Annotated in this window: 15 protein-coding genes and 2 pseudogenes; 4 read left to right on the top strand and 13 right to left on the bottom strand. The window is 73.2% G+C overall.

Annotation, left to right across the window (positions count from 1 at the left end; all coding sequences use genetic code 11):
- The first annotated feature begins 32 nt into the window (after nucleotides 1-32).
- Nucleotides 33-1,310 (top strand): DUF1266 domain-containing protein, encoded by a 1,278-nt coding sequence (locus tag ABZ370_RS05555; protein ID WP_358616822.1) that lies wholly within the window; start codon nucleotides 33-35, stop codon nucleotides 1,308-1,310.
- Between the two features lie 15 nt (nucleotides 1,311-1,325).
- Here ABZ370_RS05555 and ABZ370_RS05550 read toward each other — a convergent pair whose 3' ends face one another.
- From ABZ370_RS05550 to ABZ370_RS05520, 7 genes and pseudogenes are all read right to left on the bottom strand, one after another.
- Nucleotides 1,326-2,054: a GntR family transcriptional regulator gene (locus ABZ370_RS05550; RefSeq protein WP_358616821.1), complete on the bottom strand. Its 729-nt coding sequence runs from the start codon at nucleotides 2,052-2,054 to the stop codon at nucleotides 1,326-1,328.
- Between the two features lie 38 nt (nucleotides 2,055-2,092).
- Nucleotides 2,093-3,973, bottom strand: a complete 1,881-nt coding sequence (locus ABZ370_RS05545) for a TIM barrel protein (protein ID WP_358616819.1) — start codon at nucleotides 3,971-3,973, stop codon at nucleotides 2,093-2,095.
- Nucleotides 3,970-4,986, bottom strand: coding sequence for a C-terminal binding protein (locus ABZ370_RS05540; RefSeq protein ID WP_358616816.1), 1,017 nt, complete (start codon nucleotides 4,984-4,986; stop codon nucleotides 3,970-3,972). Before ABZ370_RS05540 ends, ABZ370_RS05545 begins: the two co-directional genes overlap by 4 nt.
- A gap of 8 nt (nucleotides 4,987-4,994) precedes the next feature.
- On the bottom strand, nucleotides 4,995-5,855 hold the full coding sequence (locus tag ABZ370_RS05535) for an isocitrate lyase/PEP mutase family protein (RefSeq protein WP_358616814.1): 861 nt from the start codon (nucleotides 5,853-5,855) through the stop codon (nucleotides 4,995-4,997).
- A gap of 31 nt (nucleotides 5,856-5,886) precedes the next feature.
- Nucleotides 5,887-7,257 (bottom strand): MFS transporter, encoded by a 1,371-nt coding sequence (locus ABZ370_RS05530; protein WP_358616812.1) that lies wholly within the window; start codon nucleotides 7,255-7,257, stop codon nucleotides 5,887-5,889.
- 33 nt (nucleotides 7,258-7,290) lie between these two features.
- Nucleotides 7,291-8,100, bottom strand: a complete 810-nt coding sequence (locus tag ABZ370_RS05525; RefSeq protein ID WP_358616810.1) for a glucose 1-dehydrogenase — start codon at nucleotides 8,098-8,100, stop codon at nucleotides 7,291-7,293.
- Between the two features lie 176 nt (nucleotides 8,101-8,276).
- Nucleotides 8,277-9,092, bottom strand: a pseudogene (locus ABZ370_RS05520) (hypothetical protein); the annotation flags it as partial.
- A 279-nt stretch (nucleotides 9,093-9,371) separates the two neighbouring features.
- Here ABZ370_RS05520 and ABZ370_RS05515 point away from each other — a divergent pair.
- From ABZ370_RS05515 to ABZ370_RS05505, 3 genes and pseudogenes are all read left to right on the top strand, one after another.
- Nucleotides 9,372-10,744 (top strand): annotated as a pseudogene (locus ABZ370_RS05515) (FAD-linked oxidase C-terminal domain-containing protein).
- An 86-nt stretch (nucleotides 10,745-10,830) separates the two neighbouring features.
- Nucleotides 10,831-10,911 carry a putative leader peptide gene (locus ABZ370_RS05510; protein ID WP_358617426.1) on the top strand — a complete coding sequence of 27 codons (81 nt, stop codon included), beginning with the start codon at nucleotides 10,831-10,833 and terminating at the stop codon, nucleotides 10,909-10,911.
- 229 nt (nucleotides 10,912-11,140) lie between these two features.
- Nucleotides 11,141-12,490: an MFS transporter gene (locus ABZ370_RS05505; RefSeq protein WP_358616808.1), complete on the top strand. Its 1,350-nt coding sequence runs from the start codon at nucleotides 11,141-11,143 to the stop codon at nucleotides 12,488-12,490.
- Between the two features lie 207 nt (nucleotides 12,491-12,697).
- Here ABZ370_RS05505 and ABZ370_RS05500 read toward each other — a convergent pair whose 3' ends face one another.
- The 6 genes from ABZ370_RS05500 to ABZ370_RS05475 all read right to left on the bottom strand — a co-directional run bounded on the left by ABZ370_RS05500 (nucleotide 12,698) and on the right by ABZ370_RS05475 (nucleotide 23,593).
- Nucleotides 12,698-14,572: an RICIN domain-containing protein gene (locus ABZ370_RS05500; protein ID WP_358616806.1), complete on the bottom strand. Its 1,875-nt coding sequence runs from the start codon at nucleotides 14,570-14,572 to the stop codon at nucleotides 12,698-12,700.
- A gap of 268 nt (nucleotides 14,573-14,840) precedes the next feature.
- Complete coding sequence (locus ABZ370_RS05495) at nucleotides 14,841-15,953, bottom strand: class I SAM-dependent methyltransferase (protein ID WP_358616804.1); 1,113 nt, start codon at nucleotides 15,951-15,953, stop codon at nucleotides 14,841-14,843.
- On the bottom strand, nucleotides 15,950-17,224 hold the full coding sequence (locus ABZ370_RS05490) for a glycosyltransferase (RefSeq protein WP_358616802.1): 1,275 nt from the start codon (nucleotides 17,222-17,224) through the stop codon (nucleotides 15,950-15,952). Before ABZ370_RS05490 ends, ABZ370_RS05495 begins: the two co-directional genes overlap by 4 nt.
- Entirely contained in the window at nucleotides 17,221-18,102 is an 882-nt protein-coding gene (locus ABZ370_RS05485) for an alpha/beta hydrolase (protein WP_358616800.1), read from the bottom strand. The genes ABZ370_RS05490 and ABZ370_RS05485 overlap by 4 nt, the downstream gene beginning before the upstream one ends.
- 2 nt (nucleotides 18,103-18,104) lie before the next feature.
- A complete protein-coding gene (locus ABZ370_RS05480; RefSeq protein ID WP_358617424.1) occupies nucleotides 18,105-18,404 on the bottom strand; it encodes a phosphopantetheine-binding protein in 300 nt (99 codons plus the stop codon).
- Between the two features lie 77 nt (nucleotides 18,405-18,481).
- The gene (locus ABZ370_RS05475; protein ID WP_358616798.1) at nucleotides 18,482-23,593 is read right to left on the bottom strand and encodes a beta-ketoacyl synthase N-terminal-like domain-containing protein; all 5,112 of its coding nucleotides are present in this window, start codon (nucleotides 23,591-23,593) and stop codon (nucleotides 18,482-18,484) included.
- Between the last annotated feature and the right edge of the window lies 1 nt (nucleotide 23,594).

The following is a 23,594-nucleotide window of genomic DNA, read 5'->3' as shown; positions in this document are numbered from 1 at the left end:
CGCACCGGCGGCGCTCGGTAGAGTCCTCTGTCATGGGTTACGGGGAGGGAAACGCGGTCGGCGGGGAAGAACACCAGGCGGCGTCCGGGTGGCAGCCGCCGGGTGTGGTCGAGCGGACGCTGTACGAGGCCAAACTGCGCGGCGACTGGCCCGCGTTCTTCGACGCGCTGGCCGGGGCGGACCTCTTCATCGCCGAGTCCGCCGAGTGGGCCGAGGCGTATCCGGAAACGCCTCAGTGCCTGCCCTACTGGTACTCACAGGTGCGGGCCAACTGTCTGCCCGTCCTCACCGAGGGCATGCTGCCCGATCCCGAACCGGAGACGCTCTTCTGGAACACCTCCCTGGACTGGTTCGCGGACGGGTGGCGGGACCGCGGCACCTCATGGATCGTGGTCAACCCGGGCAGCCCGTGCGAGGTGTTCTTCCCGGCGACACCGGCCCATCGCGCCCTGTGGCAGGAGCATGTGCGGCGCCTCGCGCAATCCGACTGCGGTCACCCGCACGACCACATGCGGCTGCGCGCGCTGGAGGGAAGCGGAGCAGCGACGGGGGCGGTGGCACACGGGCTGGGGCTGATCGCGCTGCTGTCCGTCAACAACGGTGAGCTGTGGAACAACATGGCCTACCACGGCATGGGCCACACCGGTGAGAAGCGGCGCCTCAAGGACTGGTGGGGCGTCACCAGCCGCGAGGAGTGGCGGGATTGCCAGCAGCGCCTGCTGGACGCGGACATGGTCAGCGGTGCCTGGGAGTTCGTTCTCGGGGTCCGGCGGTCGCTGTCCCGGGACTTCGGCGGCCACGTCGAGATGGACCAGTGGCGGCAGGCGGCCGAGAAGGTACTGCGACGGGGCGCCGAGGGAACCGAGTACCGGCTGAGTGCCGACGGGGTGACGAAGGTCGGCCCCCGCGACAGCGCCGAGGTGGCGGCGCAGATCGCAGGAGTACAGCGGCTCATCGGCCGGATCGCCCGCTACGAGAAGCGTTTCCGCGCCGACGGTCTGCTGGCGGAGGGGAAGTTCGTCCCCTCCGTGGAGGCGTGGGATTACGGACGGGCCGCCGGAATGGCGCGCTGGGGGCTGGGAGCCCGGTTCTGCGACCAGCGGGAGGCCGAGAGCGCGATCCTGCGGGCCGGGAAGCTCAGCCGGGCCAACTACCGCTCCTGGGAAGAGTTCTCCGCGTCCTACATCCTCGGCCGGTGTCTGCACTTCGACGAAGAGGAATTCGGCACCTGGTACCAGGACATGCTCGAAGCACACCGCATCCTCTCCACCGACCCCGGCAGCCCCTGGCTCACCGTCCCCTGGAAGTAGGGGGTCAGTGGGCGGTCAGCTGGACAGGCCCAGCTTGCGGCGCAGGCCCGCCGCCTTGGACTCGGTGTCGCGGGCGGCACGGGCGCGCAGGGCCAGCAGGTAGTTCTCGCGCGTCCGCATGATGTGCGCCTTGAGGATCTCCTCCAGTTCGTCCGTACGGCCCTCGGCGAAGATCTCGGTGATCCGCCGGTGTTCGGCGAAGGAGCGCGCCGGTTCCGTGGTGGCGAGGAAGGTGAGGTGGACGCGGAGGGCCGAGACGCGGGCCAGGCTCATCCGGTAGGCGTCGCTCAGATAGCGGTTGCCGCAGTGGGCGAAGAACGCCTCGTGGAAGGCGGTGTCGGCGGTGCCGTACGCCTTGGTGTCCTTGCCCGCCAGGGCGTCCGTCATGGCCTCGACGGCCCGGCGCATGGCGGCGAGGGCGGCGTCCGGGGCGCGTTCGAGGGCCAACTGGGCGGCGCGGATCTCCAGGGTGGTGCGGTATTCGCACAGCTCGAAGATCTCGTCCTCGGTGGGCTGGAAGACATACGTCCCGGACTTCGGCACGATCTCGACCAGGCCCTGGAGCTGCAGCATGCGCAGCGCCTCGCGGACCGGTGTGCGGCTCACCCCGAGGGCGGTGGCGAGGCCGTCCTCGGAGAGCGCCTCGCCGAGGTCGAACTCGCCGTCCACGATCGCCGCGCGGAGCCGGCGTGCCACCTCGGAGGCCAGCGACGAGGACCGTCCGCCGCCCGTGTCGCGTGCCATGCCCCTCCCAGCGCGTATGTCCATCGGTATCCCGAACGCTACCGTAGCGGCCGTATCGCCCGGTCCGGCCCGGCCTGGGCGAGGGCCAGGCGGGCGGTGCGGTGGGCGGCCATGCGGACGGGGGCGTTGGCGGCGCCGTAGCCGGTGTACGGGCCGACGCGCTGGACGAGTTCGAAGAAGACCGCACCGCCCAGGATCTCCGTGTAGCAGTGGAGGAACGCGCCGTCGGCGTCGCGGTCGTAGAAGATGCCCAGCTCGCGGAGGTCGGCCAGGAGCGCGGGGTCGGGGCCGAGCCGGGCGTCGAGGTCGTCGTAGTAGTTGTCCGGGACGGCCAGCAGGGGGGCGCCGCGGTCGCGTACGGCACGGGCGGTCGCCACGATGTCGTCGGTGGCGAAGGCGATGTGCTGGGGGCTGGCGACCGGCGGCGCCCAGTCGCCCCGGCGCAGCAGGGTGACCGACAGCGCGATGCGGACCTGTTCGGCTGGGTCGGTGAAGGCCCGGCTGCGGACCAGGCCGAAGGGGGCGGCGTATTCGGCGGTGGGCTGCGGGGTGAGGCCGAGGACGGCGCGGCAGAAGAGCGTGGCCTCGTCGAAGTGGTCGAACGGCTGGGTCAGCGCGATGTGGTCGATGCGGGTGACGCCCGCGCCGGGCCGGTCGGGCGAGGCGGCGGGGGTGAAGTCGGCGAGCCAGTCGTCCCCGGTGCCGCAGAAGAAGACCTCGGTGCCGTCCGGGGCCGCGACGGCGGCGAGGTCGGCCTCGGCCGGGCCCCGGGTGCGCGGCAGGACGGGTGCGAGCAGCGCCTCGGCGCGGGTGGCCGAGGCGCCCGGGTCGTCGGTGTGCAGGCCCAGGGCGCTGATCGCGCCGCCGGGGCGGGTGACGCCCGTGTTGAGGAGCAGCCGGGCCTCGCCCTGGGTCCACAGCTGGACGGGTTTGGTGCGGTGGTGGCCGGTGTGGACGAAGCCGAGCCCGGCCAGGGCCCGGGCGATCAGCGGCCCGGACTCGGCGTCGACGGCGACCTCGGCGAATGCCACGCCGATGGGCGCGGACCCCTTCGGCACGGCCGGTACGGCGGGCGGCACGGTGCCCGGCGACCGCGCCTCCGCGCGGCGGTCGGTGGCGTCCCGCAGCGCCAGCAGTGAGCGGTGGGCGTCGATGGCGGTGCGGCCCGGGTCGGCCTGGCGGAAGACGTCGTTGAAGACCTCCAGCGACAGGGGTCCCCGGTAGCCCGCGGCCAGCACATGGCCGAGGAACGCGGACAGGTCCCAGGCGCCCTGGCCGGGGAAGAGCCGGTGGTGGCGGCTCCACTGGAGGACGTCCATGTCCAGGTGGGGCGCGTCGGCGAGCTGGAGGAAGAACAGCTTCTCGGCCGGGATGTCGCGGATGCCCGCCGGGTCCGAGCCCCGGGAGAGGATGTGGAAGCTGTCCAGGCACAGCCCGAGCGCCGGGTGTCCGGCCCGGTCGACCATGTCGAGGGACGCCTCGTAGGTGTTGATGTGGGCGCCCCAGGCGAGGGCTTCGTAGGCGATGCGTATGCCGTGGGCGGCGGCGCGTTCGGCCGCCGTGTGCAGCTGTCCGGCGAGCAGGTCGGGGTCGCGGACCGCGTCCGGGGAGACCGAGGAGCACACCAGCAGAGTGTCGGTGCCCAGCTGCCGCATCACCTCGAACTTGCGCTCCAGGCGGGTGAGGTTGGCGGCGAAGCGGTCCGGCGAGGTGGAGTCGAGATCGCGGAAGGGCTGGTAGAGGTCGATGGACAGGCCGAGGCCGGCGCAGCGGTCGCGGATCGCGGCGGGGGCGAGCGGGGAGGCGACGAGGTCGGGTTCGAAGATCTCCACCCCGGCGAAACCGGCGTCCGCCGCGGCGGTGAGCTTGTCGTCCAGGGTTCCCGACAGGCAGACCGTGGCCACCGCTGTACGGGTCATGTCGTTCGTCCTCCTGCTGGGCGGGCCGGGCGGGCGGTGCTGTGCGGGGCGGCGGCCACGTCGTGGTTGACCAGGTACGTGGGCGGCCGTCCCTCGGCGACGTCTACCACATTGCGGGCCGTCTTCGTACGGATCTCGATCTCGGAGTCCTCCGAGTACCAGGCGGTGTGCGGGGTGAGGACGACGTTGTCGAGTTTCGCCAGCGGGCTGTCGGGCCCGAGGGGTTCGTGGGCGAAGACGTCCAGGGCGGCGCCCGCGATACGTCCCGACCGCAGCGCCGCGATGAGCGCGGCCTCGTCCACCACCGGGCCGCGGGCGGTGTTGACCAGGCAGGCGGTGGGCTTCATGGCGGCGAACCGGCCGGGCCCGATCATCCCTTCGGTCTGCTCCGTCAGCGGGGTGTGCACGGACACCACGTCGGCTTCGCGGCAGAGGGTGTCGAGGTCCACGAGCCGGACGCCGAGCCGCGCCGCCGCAGCGGGGTCGGGATAGGGGTCGTGGGCGAGGAGTGTCATCCCGAAGCCGCTCATCTTCTCGGCGAGCCGCTGCGGGATGCGGCCGAATCCGATGAGTCCGAGGGTGCGTCCGCGCAGCCGCCGCAGGGGTTTCGCGACGGTGTAGTCCCAGGTGCCCCGGCGGATCGCGGCGTCGTAGCGGTGCAGGCCCCGGGCGAGGGTGAGGATCTGGGCGGCGGCGTGGTCTGACACCTCCTCCAGGGAGCCGTCCGGCACGTTGGCGACGGCGATGCCCGCCGCGGTCGCCGCCGGGACGTCGATGGTGTTGAGCCCGATGCCGTAGCGGGAGATCACCTGACAGCGGTTCAGGTTGCGGATGACCTCGGCGGTGACGGGGGCGTACTGGTTGATCACGGCGTCGGCGTCGGCGCAGATCTCGATCAGCTCGTCCTCGGTGCGGGCCTGGGCGGGTACGAGGGTGAGTCCGGCCGCTTCCAGGACCTGCCGCTCGGGCTCCAGGTCGGCGAACTCGTAGTCGGTGACGACTACCTTGAACATGATGGCGCTCAGCTCCCGAAGCGGTGGTCGAGGTCCTGGTGGAAGCCGAGGTCGACGAGGTCGCAGAACTCGGCGTAGGTGTGCTGGGCCGGACCGCCCGCTGGGGTTCCGGCGGCGCGCAGGTGGTCCAGTGCGTCGGCGACCGCGCGGGTGGCGGTGAACAGCGCCGTGACGGCGTAGAAGACGAGCGAGAAGCCCATGTCGGCCAGGTCGGTGGCGGTGAGCCGGGTGGTCTCGTTGCCGTCCACGATGGAGACGACCTTGGGTCCTTCGACGGCCTTCGCGACGGCCTCCACCTCCTCGACGCGTTTGATGCCGTCGACGAAGACCAGGTCGGCGCCCGCGTCCCGGTAGCGGCGGGCGCGGCGTACGGCCTCCTCGATCCCGGCGGCGGGCAGGGCGTCGGTGCGTCCGATGACGAGCAGGTCGTCGGTGCCCCGGGCCTCGACGGCGCAGGCGATCCGGGCGGCGCTCTCGTCCTCGTCCATCAGCCGGATGCCGCTCATCTGGCCGCACCGCTTGGGCGCCACCTGGTCCTCCAGGTGGATGGCCGCCACCTGGGCCTGGAGGTACTCGCGCACGGTGCGGTGGATGTTGGAGGGGCCGCCGTAGCCGGTGTCGGCGTCCGCGATGACGGGGATGGACACGGCGCGGGTCATGTTGCGGGCGTGTTCGGTCATCTCGGTCTGGGTGAGCAGCCCGATGTCGGGGGTGCCCAGTCGGCTGGCCGTGGCGCCGAAGCCGGTCAGGTAGACGGCCGGGAATCCGGCGGCCTGGACGAGGCGGGCCGTGGCCGAGTCGGGCGCGCCCGGGGCCTGGACGATGCCGGGGCCGTCCAGGAGGGCCATGAGCGACGTGGCGGCTGACACGGTCGGCTCCTTTCGATAGGACGCGGGTGCGTCAGCGGGCGGTGGCGGGGGCGTCGGCCACCGGGGCCGGGCCGCCGGTGCCGGAGCCGGGCTGCCGCGCGGGGCTGCGCCACAGGAGGATCAGCACGACCGAGACGGCCAGGGACACGACGGGGATGAGCAGGCCCGCGGTGACGGTGTCGCCGTCGGTCTCCTTGCCGACGATGTACGGGCCGAAGAACCCGCCGAGGTTGCCGATGGAGTTGATGGCGGCGATGCCGACCGCGGCGTGGGTCCTGGACAGGCTGTCGGTGGTGAGCGCCCAGAACGGCGGCAGCCAGGCGAACGCGCCGATCCCGGTGATGGCGAGCGCGACCACCGCGGGCCCGGGGTGGTCGCGCAGGGCGATCACGGCGGCCAGGCCCACGGCTCCCATGGCGAGGGGTACGGCGACCAGGTATTTGCGCTCGCGGGCGCGCTTGGACAGCTGGGCGGTGCCCAGCAGCGCGAGCGCGGCGCAGACATAGGGGATGGCCGCGGTGAAGCCGATGTTGGTGGCCGAGTAGGCGGGGTTGATCTGCTTGATGATCAGCGGCAGGAAGAGGTTGAACCCGTAGGTGCCGATGGCCAGCGCGAGATGGGTGGCGGCCAGATGCAGCACCCGGGGGTTGCGCAGCGCGGCGAGCTGCGCCCGTACGCCCTCGTCATGGCCGGTGCCCTGCTCGGCCTCCAGGGAGCCGCGCAGCCAGTCGCGGTCGGCGGGGGCGAGCCAGCGCGCGGTCGCCGGGGAGTTCGGGAGGAAGACGTACGTCACGACGGCCATCAGGACCGCGGGGACGCCGGTCAGGATGAACAGCCAGCGCCAGCCCGCCATGCCGAACCAGCCGGTGTGGTCCAGGATCAGGCCGCCGAGGAGCCCGCCGCAGAGGAACGAGACCGGCTGGGCCAGCACCAGCCAGCCGAGCGCGACGGCCCGGTCGCCGGAGCGGAACCACAGGGTGAGGTAGACGATGATGCCGGGGAAGAAACCGGCCTCCGCGACGCCGAGCAGGAAGCGCATCACGTACAGCATCTGCACGTTGGTGGTGAACCCGGTGATCACGGTGATGATCCCCCAGGTCGCCATGATGCGGGCGAGCCAGGCGCGGGCGCCGAAGCGGCGCAGCAGCAGATTGCTCGGCACCTCGAAGAAGAAGTAGGCGACGAAGAAGATCGAGGCGGCAAGCCCGTACGCGGCGGCCTTGATGCCCAGTTCGGTGCCCATGCCCAGCTGGGCGAAGCCGATGTTGGTGCGGTCGACGTACGCGATGACGTAGCCGACCGCGATGAGCGGGAGGATGCGCCAGGAGATGCGCGAGACGGCTGCCCGCTGCCCGGCCTCGTCCAGAGTCGTGGCGGGGGTGCCGCTGGATGCGTGTGTCATGTGCTTCCTCGATCGTGCGGGGAGGAGGGCGGCTCAGCTCATGATCAGTCCGCCGTCGATGTTGACGGCCTGTCCGGTCATGTAGTCGGAATCGGGTGAGCAGAGATAGAGGGCGAGGCCCGCGACGTCGTCCGGGGTCTGGGGGCGGCCCATGGGTACGGCGGCGGTGCGCCGCTGCCACGCCTCGCCCGCGGCCCACCCCTCGGTGGCGGACCACTCCTGGTCGATCTGGCGCCACATGTCGGTGCCGACCAGGCCGGGACAGATGGCGTTGACGGTGATGTCCGGCGCCAGTGCGTAGGCCGCGGTCTGGGTGAGGCTGATGACGGACGCCTTGCTGGCGCGGTAGTGGGGGGTGAGGGGTGCCATCGGCCCGGCGCCGTAGCGCCCGGCGATCGACGACATCGTGATGATCTTTCCGCGCGGACGGGTGCCGTCGAGGGGCTCCTGGCCGCGCATCCGGGCGGCGGCGGCCTGCATGGTCAGGAAGGCGCCCTTGACGTTGACGGCGAACGTGGCGTCCCAGTCCTCCTCGGTGATGTCCAGGAAGGGCTTGACCTGCACGATGCCCGCGTTGCAGACCATGACGTCGAGCCGCCCGAGGCCGTCGGCGGTGCGCCGCACCATCTCGGCGCAGTCGGCGGCGCGGGTCACATCGCCCGCGACGGCGAGCGCCGGACGGCCGAGTTCGGCCACCTCGGCGCGTACGGCCTCGGCGCGGGCGGCGTCGCGGTCGATGACGGCTAGGTGCGCGCCCGCCGAGGCGAGCCGCAGGGCGATGGACCGTCCGATGCCGCGCCCGGCACCGGTGACCGCGACGCAAAGGCCGCTGAGGTCTGCCACTCTCGTCCCTTTCGTCGGTGCGCCCGGCCGGGGAGGGTGGACAGGCCGGGGGCTGAGACTGGGACACTAGAGTTCGGCAATCTGGGATACAAGATGTGTGCACAAGATTGCCGCGTGGATCTGCGGGTGGATCTGTGCGTGAATCTGGCGGGCCGCGTTCCGGCCCGGCCGGGGTGTCACCCGCCGCCGAAGTCTCCCCCGCCGAAGCCGCCGCCGAAATCGCCGGGGTCGACGTCGCCGCCGGAAGTGTCACCGCCCGAGTAGTCGCCACCGGAGTAGTCGCCCGCCGGACCGGCGCCGTAGTAGTCGCCGTACGCGTAGGGCGAGGCGAGCGCGGTGCCGAGCAGGGTGCCCGTCAGCAGGCCCGGCAGCAGCGCGCCGCCGTAGTAGCCGTACGCCCAGGGCGCGTAGACGGGTCCGGCGTCCCAGTACGGGCGCCGCCCCGCGGCGGTGTCGACCTCGCGGGCCATCGGTTCCTCGCCGTCGTCCAGCCGGGCGGCGTCCGCCGCGCAGACCGGGACGGTCCGCTCGGAGGTACTGCCCGCCGGGGTCCATCGCCGGTCCTCGACCGAGGGGCCGTGCCGGGGGTCGAAGAAGCACGGGGGCCGCCGCTCCGGCAGCGGCTCGCCGTCCATCCTGGCCGCCAGGGTGGCGAGCGAGAACCGGCCGTCCGCCAGCGCCTCGCTCACATCCCGTACGTCCCTGGACGCCTGCGCCCTCTCCATCAGCGTCTTCGCGCGCTCGTAGGAGTCCAGGGCCCGGGTGTAGTCCGCGCGCATCGCGTCGTCGGCCTTCGGGGACGTCGGCTCGAAGCCGATCCGGGTCAGCTCCTCGCCGAAGGCGGTGATGTCCTCGTCGACCACCGGGCGGAGCTCTTCCAGCCGGGCCCGCTCCTGCTGCTGCCGCCGCCTGGTGACGCGCCTGCCGACCAGGAAGGTGCCGCCGACGCCGACGACGATCAGCACGCCGAGGGTGATGAGCAGGCCCATCGCGCCGGTACTTCCGCTGGGGGTGGTGCCGGGAGCGGCTGCGACGGCGGTGAGCAGCGGCGCGGCGACGACCAGCGGAACCACCGGCGTGATCCGGAAGACGCGTCGTACGGCCTTCATATCTACGACGCTAGCCCATTGTGCGTATATTGCGCAGCTTTGTGGCTTTCGTCCCACCGTCGCCACCGGGGCCCGGCGAGGGCGGTGATCATCCCGTCTCCTCGCGGTGGGTACGGTGCGGGGATGCGGTACGGGTGCGACGACAGGGCGGGGGAACCGGGCGTGCTGGTCGAGGAGCTGCGGCGGGAACTGCCGGCCGGACGGCTGGTCGAGGACCCGCAGGTGGCGGCCGGGTTCACGCACGACGAGGCGGAGTGGGCGCCGCACGGCACCCCGTGCGTGGTCGTACGGCCGCGTACGGCGCCGGAGGTGCGGTCCGTGGTGCGCGCCTGTCTGCGGCACGGCGTTCCGCTCGTCACCCGGGGCGCCGGAACCGGCCTCTCCGGCGGTGCCAACGCCGTCGAGGGCTGCGTCGTGCTCTCCACGGAGCAGATGAACACCGTCCACGAGATCGACCCCGTGGAGCGGCTCGCGGTGGTCGGCCCGGGTGTGGTCAACGACGATCTGCGGGCCGCGTGCGCCGAACACGGGCTCTGGTACCCGCCGGACCCGGCCAGCGCGCCCTGGTCCACCATCGGCGGCAACGTGGCCACCAACGCGGGCGGGCTGTGCTGCGTCAAGTACGGCGTCACCGGTGACTATGTCCTCGGCCTGGAGGCGGTGACCGGCACCGGCGAGCTGGTGCGGCTCGGCCGCCGGACGGCGAAGGGCGTGGCCGGGTACGACCTGGCGGGGCTGATGGTCGGCTCCGAGGGCACCCTCGGGGTGATCACCGAGGTCACGGTGCGGCTGCGGCCGCGGCGGGAGGCGGAGCGCACGGTCGCCGGATACTTCTCGTCGGTCGTGGCGGCGGGCCGCGCCGTCGCCGCGGTCGGGGCCGCGGGGCTCACCCCGTCCGCGCTGGAGCTGATCGACCGGCACTGCCTGGCCGCGGTCGACGAGTGGAAGAACATGGGGCTGTCCGTCGACGCGGACGTGGTGCTCCTCGGGCGTACGGACGCGCCGGGCCCGGCCGGGGAGCAGGAGGCGGCACGCATGCTCGCCTGCTTCGAGGAGGCGGGGGCGACTGGGCCGCGCAGTCCACGGACCAGGAGGAGGCCGACGCGCTCTTCGCGGCGCGGCGGCTCGCCTACCCGGCGCTGGAGCGGCTGGGCCCGGTGCTCACCGAGGACGTGTGCGTGCCCCGGGCTGCCGTACCGGAGATGCTGGCGCGGATCGAGCGCGCGGCCACCCGGCACGACACGCTCATCGCCAACATCGCCCACGCCGGTGACGGCAACCTCCATCCGCTGCTGATCACCCGGCCCGGCGACACCGCGGCCCGGGAGCGGGCCCAGGCCGCGTTCCGCGACATCATCGCCGACGCCCTCGACCTGGGCGGGACGGTCACCGGCGAGCACGGCGTCGGACTGCTGAAGCGGGACGGCCTGGAACAGGAACTCTCGCCCGCCGTGCTGGAGATGCACCGTGCCGTCAAGGCGGCCCTCGACCCGCACGGCATCCTGAACCCCGGAAAGGTCATCGGCCGGGGCTGAGCGGGGGCCGCGAGTGCGTCCCAGTCGGTGAGACCGTTCCGGTGACACCTTGAGCCGGGCGCCGGGGGCCGACCATACTGTCGGCCATGTCGAATACTGCCGGCCCGCTCGTGGAACGCCTCCACGTCGACCTGTGCCGCCAGTCCAGCGCCTGCTGTCGTCCCTGATCCCGGCTCCCCCGCGGACCACCACGCTCCCGGCTCCGTAGCCGCCACCGCGCAGGCCATCTGACGTTCCGTCACATGACGTCTGTCCGTGGGGCGTTCACACCACAGCCGCTGTCCTTCCCTCATCGCACCCTGCCGCCGAGGCCGGTGTGCGCGCGCCGCGCCGCTCGCCGTCGCGCGCTCACGCCTGCCCCGGCGCCCCGGCATGCAACGAAACGGTAGTCCCCCCATGTCCGACACGTCCCGACGGCCACTTCGTACCGTGGTGCTGGCCAGCCTCCTGGGCACCACGGTGGAGTGGTACGACTTCTTCCTCTACAGCACCGCCGCGGGCCTCGTCTTCGGCGACCTGTTCTTCCCCACCGGCAACGACACCGTCGGCACCATCCTCTCCTTCGCCACCTTCGCGGTCGGCTTCCTGGCCCGGCCCATCGGGGGCCTGCTCTTCGGACACATCGGCGACCGCATCGGCCGCAGACGCACCCTCGCCGTCACCATGAGCCTGATGGGCGGCTCCACCGCACTCATCGGCCTGCTGCCCACCTATCAGCAGATCGGCGTCTGGGCGCCCATCCTCCTCCTCGTCCTGCGCGTGGCGCAGGGCGTGGCGCTCGGCGGGGAGTGGGCGGGTGCCGTGCTGCTGTCCGTGGAGCACGGTCCGGCCGGGCGCGAGGGACGCTACGGCAGCTTCCCGCAGATCGGCCTGGCCCTCGGGCTGGCGCTGGGAACCGGTGTTTTCGCCCTGCTCAGCAATGTGCTCAGCGACGAGGCCTTCCTCAGCTACGGATGGCGGGTGGCCTTCCTGGTGAGCCTGCTGCTGGTCGTCCTGGGAATCACGGTGCGGCTCAAGGTCGACGAAACCCCGGCCTTCCGCCAGGTCGAGCAGCGGCAGTCGGCGTCCCGGGTTCCGGTGGCCCGGCTGCTGCGGGACCCGGAAACCCGGCGGCACACCGTGCTGGGCATGCTGGCCAGGTGGGGTGAGGGCGCCGCGTTCAACACCTGGGGTGTGTTCGCGATTTCCTACGCCACCTCGACCCTGGATCTGCCCCGCACCCCGGTCCTGCTCGCCGTCACCTTCGCCGCGCTGGTGATGGCCGTACTGATCCCGCTGTCCGGCTCCGTGGTGGACCGGTATGGCGCACGCCGGATGTACATGTTCGGCATGGCGCTGTTCGGGCTGAGCGTGTTCCCCGCGTTCTGGCTGTTCCACTCCACCGGTGTCTGGGGGTTCGCCGCGGCGATCGCGCTGACGCTGGGCGTGGTCCACGCCTCGTTCTACGGGGCCCAGGGCACCCTGTTCGCCTCCCTGTTCCCGGCGGAGGTCCGGTACACCGGCATGTCCGTGGTCTACCAGCTGTCCGGTGTCTACGCCTCCGGCATCACACCGCTGCTCATGACGACCTTCCTCGCGCTCGGCCACGGCACGCCGTGGATCGCCTGCGGATATCTCGCGGCCACCGCGGTCGTCAGCGTCTGGGCGACCTCGCGTATCCGGCCGTCCGGGGTGTACTTCGCGTCCGGGACCGCCGACCGCCCGGCCCGCCCTGCGGCCACGAGGTCGGCGGTGGCCGTGAAGTAGCGACCTGGCGCCTAGGGTCTGTCGTTTGGATCAGGCCGGATCAGGGAGCGGGGTCAGGGGGCACCTCCCAGCGGTAGCTGGGGGAGCGTGTAGCTGCAAGGCGGAGGAGGGAGTCGACGCGGAGCGTCGGCGAGTGACGACAACGCCGCAGATGCGCGTGCCAGGGCCCGCGAGCCCGGCCCTGATCCAAACGACAGGCACTAGTCGTCAGCGGTGGCCGCCGCTCCCCCGGCCGCGTTCGTGTCCGGCCCGGCCCCAGGGGTCCTGGGGCCCGTACCGGCCGTGCGCCGGGAGCCCGTACCGGCCGTGTGCCGGGGGCTCATACCGGCCGTGCGCCGGGGGCTCGGATGCCGGGCGCTCGGGCGCGTGTGTCGGGGGCTTGGGCTTGGGCTTGGGCTCGGGTGCCGGGGGCGTGGTGCGGGCGGGCTTCGGGCGGACGACGGACACCTGGCGGGGCGCCACCTCCCGGTCCGGGCGGACCGTCTCGGTCCGGTATCCGCGCCCGCCCGCCGCGCCGCCCACCGCCCAGCGCTGTGACATCGCGGAGTCGTCCCGTGTTTTGAGCACCAGCGCGGCTCCCTTCTCCGTGGAGTCGGGGGTCAGTGCCAGTTCCTGGTTCCAGCGCGGCACCAAAGTGCCCTGGAGGGTGAAGTCGTAGCGCACGTTCGCGGCGTCCCGGCGTGAGGTGGCCTCGCAGGGGCCGAGCCGGATGGCGAAGCTCAGCCGGGAGTTGAGGCAGAGTCCGGGGTCGGCGCCACTGCGCAGCAGGCCGTCGGCCTCGTACGCCCACTGCTGGGTGGCCGCGGAAGTGCACGGCGTGGTCTCGGTTTCGGCGCCCACGCCGGGCTTGCCGCCCACGATGTCGAGGCACAGTCCGTTCGCGGCGTTGCGCAACCGGCCGCGCGGGGCGCCGTCCTGGCTGCCACCGGCGCCGATCCAGGAGGGCTCCGGGCCGGGGGCGGTCGTGTTGTCCGCGCCCGGGGTCGTCGAGGGGGTGTCGCGTTCGTACGCGGCGTCGTCGGCACCGCCGGACGGGAGGACGGATGCCACCGCCACCGACACCAGCACACAGCCGCTCACCGTGGCCGCCGCCACGACGAGGAGCCGCCCGCGGGTGACGCTTCGTCGCCTTCGGCGCGCCGCCGGGCGCACCGCCTGACGCACCGCGGAGCGCACCCCCGAGGGCACCTCTGGGCGCGCCTTCCACCACGGGTGTTTGCGCGCCGAGTGGCGAGGTCCGCCGCCACGTGGCGGATCGGATGATACGGGAGGAGTGTGCGCGGCCGGGTCCGGTTCGGGGGCGCGGCGGCCCGGCCGGGAGTCGAGATAATCCCACGCACCCCATCCCAGGACCGCTTCGGCGAGCAGGACGCCCGGTCGGCCGGTGGAGTGGTCCAACTGGTCGGCGGCCTGACGGCAGTGCTCGCACCTGGCCAGATGCTGCCGCAGATCGGGGTCGAGCCAGGTGTCCCCGCGGTGGAGCGAGACATCCAGAAGACGGCTGTACTGGCGGCACTCCTCCTCGGGGGCCGTCTCGCAGTGGGCGTCGAGACAGGCCTGCCGCCAGCGCTGCCGGGCCCGCTCCAGCTCGGCGGACGCACCCTCGGACAGCCCCAACAGCCCTGCCGGTACGGCCAGTTGCTCCGCCTCGACCTCCGTGTGCCACAGCAGACAGCGGGCCGTCTCGGGGAGCTGCTGGAACGCGCGGAACACCAGCCGTCTGTTCTCCGGCGGGCGGTGTCTCCCGTCCGTGCGCCCCCATTCCCCCGGGAGGGCCCGCAGGCCGGGATGGAGTAACGCGCCGCGCGGACCGGTGTTCCACTCCTCCGCTATGCCCCGCACGGTGGCCAGCACCCGTGGCCGCCACGCGGTGGCCGGTGCGGTGAGTCGCAGCGCTTCCCCGAAGAGCCTGGTGAACGCGGCGGAGGTGAGGATTCCCGCGGGGTGGGCGCTCGTGGTGCACAGGCTCGCGTACGAGAAGGCCGCCTCCCAGTGGCGGCCCAGCAGCTCCCCGACGGGGTGATGGTCGTCCAGTTTCCCCGCACACTTCTGGAGTTCGGCCGTGAGCTGTTCATCCGTCACGCCGAAGAGGGGGGTGGGGGTTAAGAAATGCGCCGGGGCGGCATCGTTCACGTCTTTTCCCTTTCACAGGGCAGCGAGAAAAGTCCGTACCAGGGGGGTGTCGGCCGTGTCGGCGGCGCGGGGAAACGCCTGGCCCACGTGGCAACATCTGCACCTTTGCATACGGAACCGATGCGGAACAAGGGAGTTCACATTTTTCGAGTTCGGGCACGACTAAGGGACACTGGCGCACCCGTTCGTGTTACGAAATGCAAACTGACGAACGAATTCACCCATTGCGCCGGGCTACCAGGCGGTAGGCATTGGACACCTTTCCCAGCCCGGCCAGTGGCTTGAGCAGCAGCCGGTCCAGTGTGGTGGCCACGACGAGGGCGGGAATGGCCACCACCAGGCCCGCGCAGCGCAGCAGCCATCGCGCGCGGCCGGGCGGCTCGGCCAGCCAGGGGGCGTCGTCGGGCGGCAGGGCCGCGTTGGCCGCCAGCCACACGGCGCCGAGCAGGTCGACGGTGTCGGACGACTCGCGGTGCTGTTCGAGGACCACGGTGAAGCCGAGCGCTTCCAGCTCCTTGCGCAGCCCCGCCACCGGGAGGAAGTACAGATGCTGGGGCTGGAGCCAGGGCAGCCAGAAGCGGCCGAAGAGCCGGGCGAACCAGCACTCCGGGTCGGGCACTTCGATGAGCAGGTGGCCACCGGGGCCGAGGGTGCGGTGGGCAGCGCGGAGTTCCGCGCGGGGGTCCGTACTGTGCTCCAGGTAGTGGAACATGCTCACCACGTCGTAGCGCCCGGCCAGCCGCTCCCCGGCCAGCTCCGGGAAGCTGCCCCGGATGCCGTGGTCGATCCGCCCCTCCCGCTCGGCCAGTTCGACGCCCTCGGTGAAGTCCAGCCCGTCGAAGACGGTGTCGGGGAAGACGGTGCGGGCCACTTCGGGGAAGTGGCCATGGCCGGTGCCGACGTCGAGCCACTTCGCCGGGGAGTCGGCGGAGGGCTTCAGGGCCTCCGCCCGTCTGAGGTACATCGTCCGCCGTCCGGAGAACACGTTGCCCATGCCCTCCTCCCCCAGCCCGTCGTAGAAGTCGCGGTAGTAGAACTCCAGCCCCTCGCCGTTCAGGCGGGGGTTCTGGAACACCAGGCGGCAGTCCCGGCAGGTGTCCAGCCGGAAGCCGCCCGGCTTGTTCTGGAACCGGTCCCTGGTGCGCAGGCGGCGCTTGAGCCGGGGTGAGCCGCACCAGGGGCAGTCCGTACGGCGCGGCTCGAAGAACCGCTCGGTGCCCTGGTCCAGGTCGGCCCGGTAACGCGGGCGGAGGGCGGCGACGGCCTCGGCGCGGGACGGGCGCGGGGCCGTCGCCCCGGGTATGGGGGAGGTGGCGTTGTCCTGGCTCATCGTTCTCCCTCGGGGGTCGTGGCGGGGTGGATGGTGGGGGTCGTGGTGACATGGGTAGCGGCCGTGGTGGTGGCGGCCAGTCGTTCCAGGTGGGCGGCGGCCGCGCGGGCGCCGCCCGCCGCCCGGAAGGACGCGCCGACGCGCTCGGCGGCGGCGCGGTGGCCCGGTTCGTCCAGTACGGCGTCGATGGCCTCGCCGAGCGCCGCGGCCCGCGCCCTGCCGAACCTGACGCGGACGCCCGCGCCCGCGGCCACCACCTGGGCGGCCACCACGGGCTGGTCGTCCCGGATCGGGGCCACCACGAGCGGGACCCCGTGCCACAGGGCCTCGCACACCGTGTTGTGTCCCGCGTGGCACACGACCGCGGACACCCGTTCCAGCAGGCGCAGTTGGGGGATTCGCGGGACCGTCAGCAGGTTCTTGTCCCCTCCGGTGGCCACCGGCTCGAGAGTTCCGGCCGGGTCGACGATGACCGTCTGGAAGCGGTCGGCCCGGGCGCGTACGGCCTCCCGGGACGCGGCGAGGAACCGCGCCCCGGCGTCGGTGTTCGCGGTGCCGAGGGTGACCAGGACGGTGGGGCGGGCGGGGTCCAGCCACTCCCACGGGAAGTCCGGTTCGGCCGGGCGCCCGGCGATGGACGGGCCCACATACCGGATATGGTCGGCCGCCCGGACGGGCTGCCCGGCCAGCTCCTCGGTGGTGAACGCCAGCACCAGAGCGGGCGAGAACCGGGGGTCGGCCGTGCCGTGCGGATCGCCGATCCGGCCCCGTAACCCGTCCAGCAGTCCGTCCAGCCAGGCGTCGATCTTGGGCATGCCGTCCAGCGCGCCGGTGAACTCCGCCGAGGTGGTGGCGGAGGTGGCCCACCGTACGCCCAGCCGCTCGGCCACGAGCGCACCCGCCACGGTCTGCTGGTCGGCCACCACCACATCCGGGCGGAACGCCTCGACGGCCCGCGCCACGCCGGGTGCCATGGCCTCGGCGAGCGGCACGAGGAAGTCCTCCCACAGGAACTTCAGCGCGCCCGGGCCGCGCACCTCTGGCGGGCGCTCCGCCCCGCCCTCGCCGATCACCGGCCCGGCGCAGCGGTGCACCGTGGCGCCGGGGCCGACCAGCCGCTGGACGACCTCCGGCAGCCCGGCCCACGCCACCTGGTGGCCACGGGCGGTCAGTTCGGCCGCGACACCGACGGTGGGGTTGACGTGGCCGACGAGCGGCGGCACGACGAAGAGGAAACGGCTGCCGTCGGTGGTGGTGGTCGCGTCGGTCACGAGACATCAGCCCCTCCGAGCCCGGCCGCCACCGGGACGGTCACCGGCGGCGTGGCGGTTCCCTGTTCGCCGATCCAGGACAGCAGCAGTGTGCGTATCCGCGCGGGGGCCTCGGCCAGCACCGAGTGCCCCTCCCCCGGCAGCATCACCGTCCGGGCGCCGGGCGGCAGCGCCCTGCGCCAGCCGTCCTCCCCGGCGAGTTCGGAGTCGGCGCCGTACACGGCCAGCGCCGGGCAGCGCAGGGAGCGGACCCGCTCCTCGCTCACCGTCCGGCTCGCCGCCACGTCCTCGGCGATCGTGGTCGTACGCACCAGCCGGGCCGCCGACTTGGCCAGCCGCGCGGTGTGCGCGCCCCGGTGGGCGGTGACCCAGGCCAGCGACTCGGCCTCGTGTGCGACGAGTTCGACGACGATGCGGCGCATGATGCCGCTGATGTCCGTCAGCCAGCTCTCGGTGGCGGGTTTCGCCTCGATCGTCGCGATACCGGCCACCCGTTCCGGGTGGCGCAGGGCGTATCCGTACGCCACCGTGCCGCCGAAGCAGTTGCCCACCAGGTGGACGGGGGTGGTGATGTCCAGCTGGTCCAGCAGCCGTTCGAGGTCGCTGACGAACGTCTCCAGCCGGTAGCCGGAGCCGGGGCGCTCACTGCGGCCGTGCCCCCGCTGGTCGTACATCACCACGTCCAGCCCGGCGGCGGCCAGGTCCGGGGCCACGGTGAAGTACCAGCTGGCCAGGGAGTCGGTGAGCAGCCCGTGGACGAGTACGACGGTGGCGGTGGGCGGGCGGCCGCCCGGCGGGGACAACCGCTGTACGTGCAGGCGGATGCCGTCCGGGCCGTCGCCGGTGCCGGGCGGGCCACCGAGGTGGATCATCGCCATGGTCAGCTCCCCTCGGCCACGCCGGCTGTGGCCGCTTTGACCTCGGCCGCTTGGATCTCGGCCACATTGAGGCACCGCACGATGTACTCCACGAGCTGTCCGACGGTGAGGCCGATGATCTCGTCCAGCTCCAGATCGGCCACGAATTCGGCGAAGTTGACCTCCTGCCCGTACCGGTCCTGAAGGGTGCCCGCGAGGGTCACCAGGTCGATGCTCTCCAGCTCCAGATCGTCGGTGAAGCGGGTGTCCATGGCGATCTCGATGTCGTCGAGACCCTCCTCGTCGAGCATGGTCCGGAGCATTCCGGCGACGTCCGCGAGCACGGCCGGTGCGGTGGGTGTCTTTTGCGCGGGTGCCGGGGCGGTGGGTTCGACGGTGGTCACTGAGCGGTCTCCTCGTCCTGATCCCGGTGGTCCGGACCGGTCGTCCAGGCCACGGCGTACTCCCTGCCCGGCAGCCCGGACGGGTTGGCGGTCGTCGTGCAGTGCACCCGGTAGCGGCGCGGCCGGTGTCCGGGGGCGGCCACCTCGACGGTGAGCCGCGACGTGTCCGCGCCGACGATGGTGGTGTTCTGGCTACCGGTGCCCTCTGCCTTCGCCACCGCCTCCTTGGCGGCGGTGGCGGTGGCCCACCGGGCGGGGGCGGTCGCGAGGAGTTCGCGCTCGGCCGGGCCGAAGGTGGCCGCGAGGGCCGCCTCGTCGCGGTCGGTGATCTCCTCGATGGCGATGCCGATACCGGTGCCAATGCCGATGCCGCATTGCGTGTTTTCGCGTCTCGGTACCACCAGGGCGACCCCGGCCTCGGCCGCGTGCGCCAGCGTCAGATCCAGCGGGGGCAGGGTCCGGCCGTGGACGCCGACGGCGTACGGGCGGCCGTGTTCGTCGTCGCACACCCGGATCTCGGCCGGGAAGACCGGCCCCTCCCCCTGCTCCCACAGCCACCGCCGTACCGCGTCCTTGGCCGCGATCCGGCCCAGCAGCCACTGTCTGCGGCCGAGCGGCGGCCGCCGGCCGTACTCGGCGCGTTCGGCGCCGCCCAGGTGGTTGCGCATGATCAGATCCCGCGAGGCCAGATCCGGCCAGCGCTCGTGCACCAGTGACCAGCCGCCCGGCTGCGGCCGCGACAGCGTGTTGCGCTGCGGGAAGCGCTCCACCGGGCGGGTCTGCGGATCGTTGTCGAACCGGCGGTCGTGCCAGCCGTTCAGCTCCGCCCACACCTGACTGCCGGTCAGCAGCTGGATATCGGCCTCAAGCGCCGCGTCGGTCAGCGCGACGATCCTGACCAGGCACTCCACCTCGGCGCCGGGCCGCGGGGGCGGACCGAAGAAACGCATCAGGCGCATGCCGACCGGGAAGACCACGGAGCGCTCGGTGCGGGTCGCCATGATCCAGTACCCGAGGAGCTGACCGACGTTGTCCAGGAGCGCGCCGGGCGCGGCCGGAGTGGTGATCGTGCCGCGCACATGCCTCTCACCGATCGCGGTGAGCCGGGTGAGCCCCTGGAACGCCGGTCCGTGGAACATCCAGCGCTCGCCGTAGATCTGCGCCGCGGTGTGCTCGGGCACCCGCTCGCTTGCGGGGTCGATACGCCAGGGCGCGGGGCGGTCGGCGGCATCCGGGTAGCCGGGCGCGAGCTGCACGGTGCCGCGGGCGCTGCGGCCGAAAGTGACGGTGCGATGCGCCGGGTCGTCGGCGGACGGAGTCACGGTGACCGGCACGGTGCTGGGCGGCGTCGCGGTCACCCACTGGTCGAACCGCGCACCCCGCACGGCCACAGCCACCCCACCGCCCGCCGCGCGCTCCGCCGCGTCGATGAGGTGCTGGACGATCGTGGTGGCCGGAACCACGGGCCACCGGTCGGACTCATCGGGCCAGCCGGGCCGCTGCGGGAAGAAGCAGTGGTCACGGAGATAGGGCATGGCCTCGGTGGAAACGCGCACGTCGTAGGTACACGCATGGCCCACCGCCTGCCGGGCCCGCCCCGCCGCGACCACGACGGCCGCCGCATCGGCCGTCTCCCGCAGAAGCGCGTCGAACTCGGCGGCCCAGGGCGCGGCGGGGTGCGGCAGGGATGTGGGTGCGGCGTGGCGGGTGCCCGCCGTCGCCGGATACGGCAGCGCTTGTTGGATGCCCACCACCGGCGCGTGCGGCGGCGTGGCCTGGTCAGCGCTCGCCACCGCCGTGTGCGGCGGCCCGACATGCGGGCTGCCCACCGCCGCCGGAAGTGGCGGCGCAGCCTGGTCCGCACCCCCCGTCGCGGGGTACGGCGGCACGGTGCGGGACGCGCCCGCAGTTGCCGCAAGTGGCTGTGCGGCCTGGGCCGAGCCCGCCGCGGGATACCGCGGCAAGGCCTGGTCGATGCCCGCCACGGGCGCGGGCAGCGGCGCGGAGTGGTCCATGCCCGCCGCCGGGTGCGGCGACATGGCCTGGCCCGCGCCCGCCGTCGCCGAGTGCGGCGGCGCGGGCTGGTCGGTGGCCGCCGCCCCGAGCGGCGGTGCGGAGTGATGCGTGCCCGTCGCCGGAAGCGGCGGCGTGGCGTTGTCCGAGCCCACCGCCCCGTGCGGCGGTGCGGCCTCCGTCGAGCCCGCCGTCGCGGGATACAGCGGTACGGCCTGGTGGATGCCCACCGCGGGCGGGGGCGGCGCGGGCTGGTCGGTGGTCGCCGCTGCCGCGGGTTGGGGGGCCGGGGGGCGGAGCCCCTCGGTTTCGGGGAGGGGCGGGGTGGGGGGAAGGCCAGCCGCCAGCACGCCCCGGAGCTCGGCCAGCCGTGGCCCGGCCAACGAGATCAGCGCGCCGTCGAGGTTCAGGCGTACCGGGGCCGACGGCCGTCTCGTCGTGCCGGGGCGCGGGAGGGTGGGGTCCACCTCGGCGCCCTCCGTCCACAGCGCGGTGGCGACGCGGCGCAGCTGGGCGACGCCGTCGCGGTGGGGGGAGTTGGCGGCCACGACGACGTGGTCGCGGCCCTGCAGGGTGTCGCCGATGAGCGAGGCCAGCTGGCCGGTGCCGAGCTGGACGAACGCGCGGAAGCCCGCGTCGTGCAGGGCCTGGATCAGCAGCCGGAACCGCACGGGTTCCAGGAGGTGCCGGACGAACAGCCGCCGCACCTCGGCCTCGGTTTCCGGATAGGGCGCGGCGGTGGTGCCGGACCAGACGGGGACGCGGGGCGGCAGGAGCAGTTCGAAGCGTTCCGCCAGGGCCCGGATGGGGTCGAGGAAGGGGGCCAGCATGGGGGTGTGGAAGCCGGATTGGAAGGGCAGGACCTGCGCGATCACGCCAGTGGCGCGCATCGCCCGGACGAAGTCCTCGATGTCGGCCCGTGGCCCGCACACCATCGACTGGCCGGGCGCGTTGTCGTGCGAGAGCACGATCCGGCTCTCCGGCCGCTCCGCGAGTGCGGTGAGGACGCGTTCCGCACCCGTGCCGAGGACGGCGAAGGTCACACCGGGGACGCGCAGCGTGTCGGGGTCGAAGGAGTCGAGGAAGGCGTCGACGGCCTCGCCCGCGTAGAGGCCGCCCGCGGCCATCGCGGTCCACTCGCCGACGCTGTGTCCGGCCACCGCGTCCGGCACGATTCCCATGCGTCCGAGCGCCGCGTGCAGCAGTCGTCCGACGCGGGCGACACCGATGCCGTGGCGCCCGATGTCGCCCGCGCGGGCGGCGTCGCCGTAGCGCTCGCCCGGGCGGTCGTCGGTGTGGCGGGAGAGCCCGAAGTACTCGGCGATCCCGTCCGTGCGGGGTGCGAAGTCGGCCTCCAGGCCGGGGAAGACGAAGGCCAGTTTCCCGGCGGCGGCGAGCAGCGGCTCCGGGGTGAACCAGACGTCGTTGCGGCCACGCCACGGGCGGCCCTTGGCGGCCACGCGCCGCGCGAGGGCGAGCCGCTTGGCGGTGGGGTCGACGATGCCCAGCCGGGTGCGGGCACCCCGCCCGGACGCGGCAGCGGGCGCGGGCGCGGTGGCGCGTAACGTCGCGTCGTCGGCCGTGAGCAGTTCGGCCAGCCGCTCCGGAGTGTCGACGGCGAGGGCCAGCACCCGTTCGGGTTCGGTCACGACGGTCGGCGGGCGGCGCTTCACCGCCGCGGTCGGCTCCTGTTCCAGGACGACGTGTGCGTTGATCCCGCCGAACCCGAAGGCGTTGACCGCCGCGCGCCGCACGGGGGCCTCCCAGGGCGTGGCCGCGTCGAGGGTGCGGAAGCGGGTGGCCAGCAGCCCCGGGTGCGGGTCGTCGCAGTGGAGGGTGGGCAGCAGCCATCCGTGGTGGACGGCGAGGGCGGCCTTGACCAGGCCCGCGACACCGGCGGCGGGCATGGTGTGGCCGATCATCGACTTCACCGAGCCGATGACGGCGGGCTCGCCCGGCGGGCCCTCAGGCCCGAACACCTCGGCCAAGGTGGTGAGTTCGGCCGCGTCCCCGGCGGGAGTGGCCGTGCCGTGGGCCTCCAGCAGTCCGATCGAGCCCGGTGCGCGCGGGTCGAGGCCCGCGGCGCGCCAGGCCTGCCGTACGGCGCGGGCCTGGCCTCCCGGGTCCGGGTTGACCAGCCCGGTGGCGCGGCCGTCCGAGGCCACGCCGGTGCCGCGGATGACGGCGTAGACGCGGTCGCCGTCGCGCCGTGCGTCGGCGAGCCGTTTGAGGACGACCACCCCGGTGCCCTCCCCGATCAGCAGACCGTCGGCGGCGCGGTGGAAGGGCCGGATGCGCTGGCTCGGCGACAGGGCGCGCAGCTGCGCGAAGACGCTCCACAGGGTGATGTCGTGGCAGTGGTGCACACCGCCCGCGAGCATCACGTCGCACCGCCCGGACGCCAGCTCCCCCACCGCCTGGTCGACGGCGACGAGCGACGACGCGCAGGCGGCGTCGACGGTGTGGGCGGGCCCGCGCAGGTCGAGGCGGTTGGCGATGCGGGAGGCGGCGAGGTTGGGCACCAGACCGATGGCCGCCTCGGGGCGGTCCGGGCCGAGCTGTTCGGTGAAGGCGTCCCGTATCCGGTCCAGCTGGCCGGGGCCGATGCCGGGCAGCAGCTCGCCGAGGGTCCGTACGAGCTGGTGCGCGGTACGGACCCGCTGGTCGAGCCGGACCAGCCCGGGGGTGAGGTAGCCGCCGCGGCCCAGTACGACGCCCACCCGCTCCCGGTCGGGCAGCCGGTCGTCGCCGCCCGCGTCGGCGAGGGCGGCCGCCGCGACGCGGAGGGCGATCAGCTGGTCGGGTTCGGTGCCGGACACCGAGTTCGGCATGATGCCGAACCGGGCGGCCTCCACCTCCGCGTACGGGTCGACGAAGCCGCCCCGGCGGCAGTACACCCGGTCGGGCGCGGCCGGTGTGCCCGTGGCGCCCCTCGGGTCGTAGAACTCCGCGTCCCACCGCCCGGACGGGACGTCGGTGATGGCGTCCACGCCACCGGTCAGGTTGCGCCAGTAGGTGTCCAGGTCCGGGGAGCCGGGCAGCAGGACCGACATCCCGACGATGGCCACCGGTGGCGCGGGCGGATGTGCCGTCATG

Source organism: Streptomyces sp. NPDC005962 (genome assembly GCF_040629205.1).
Taxonomy (GTDB): Bacteria; Actinomycetota; Actinomycetes; order Streptomycetales; family Streptomycetaceae; genus Streptomyces.
This window is presented reverse-complemented; position numbering and strand designations above follow the sequence as displayed.

Coding starts and splice junctions, on each gene's coding strand:
- ABZ370_RS05545 (WP_358616819.1), bottom strand. CDS start 3,973: ATGACCCGTACAGCGGTGGCCACGGTCTGCCTGTCGGGAACCCTGGAC.
- ABZ370_RS05475 (WP_358616798.1), bottom strand. CDS start 23,593: ATGACGGCACATCCGCCCGCGCCACCGGTGGCCATCGTCGGGATGTCG.
- ABZ370_RS05530 (WP_358616812.1), bottom strand. CDS start 7,257: ATGACACACGCATCCAGCGGCACCCCCGCCACGACTCTGGACGAGGCC.
- ABZ370_RS05540 (WP_358616816.1), bottom strand. CDS start 4,986: ATGTTCAAGGTAGTCGTCACCGACTACGAGTTCGCCGACCTGGAGCCC.
- ABZ370_RS05555 (WP_358616822.1), top strand. CDS start 33: ATGGGTTACGGGGAGGGAAACGCGGTCGGCGGGGAAGAACACCAGGCG.
- ABZ370_RS05505 (WP_358616808.1), top strand. CDS start 11,141: ATGTCCGACACGTCCCGACGGCCACTTCGTACCGTGGTGCTGGCCAGC.
- ABZ370_RS05550 (WP_358616821.1), bottom strand. CDS start 2,054: ATGGCACGCGACACGGGCGGCGGACGGTCCTCGTCGCTGGCCTCCGAG.
- ABZ370_RS05485 (WP_358616800.1), bottom strand. CDS start 18,102: ATGGCGATGATCCACCTCGGTGGCCCGCCCGGCACCGGCGACGGCCCG.
- ABZ370_RS05480 (WP_358617424.1), bottom strand. CDS start 18,404: ATGCTCCGGACCATGCTCGACGAGGAGGGTCTCGACGACATCGAGATC.
- ABZ370_RS05495 (WP_358616804.1), bottom strand. CDS start 15,953: ATGAGCCAGGACAACGCCACCTCCCCCATACCCGGGGCGACGGCCCCG.
- ABZ370_RS05510 (WP_358617426.1), top strand. CDS start 10,831: ATGTCGAATACTGCCGGCCCGCTCGTGGAACGCCTCCACGTCGACCTG.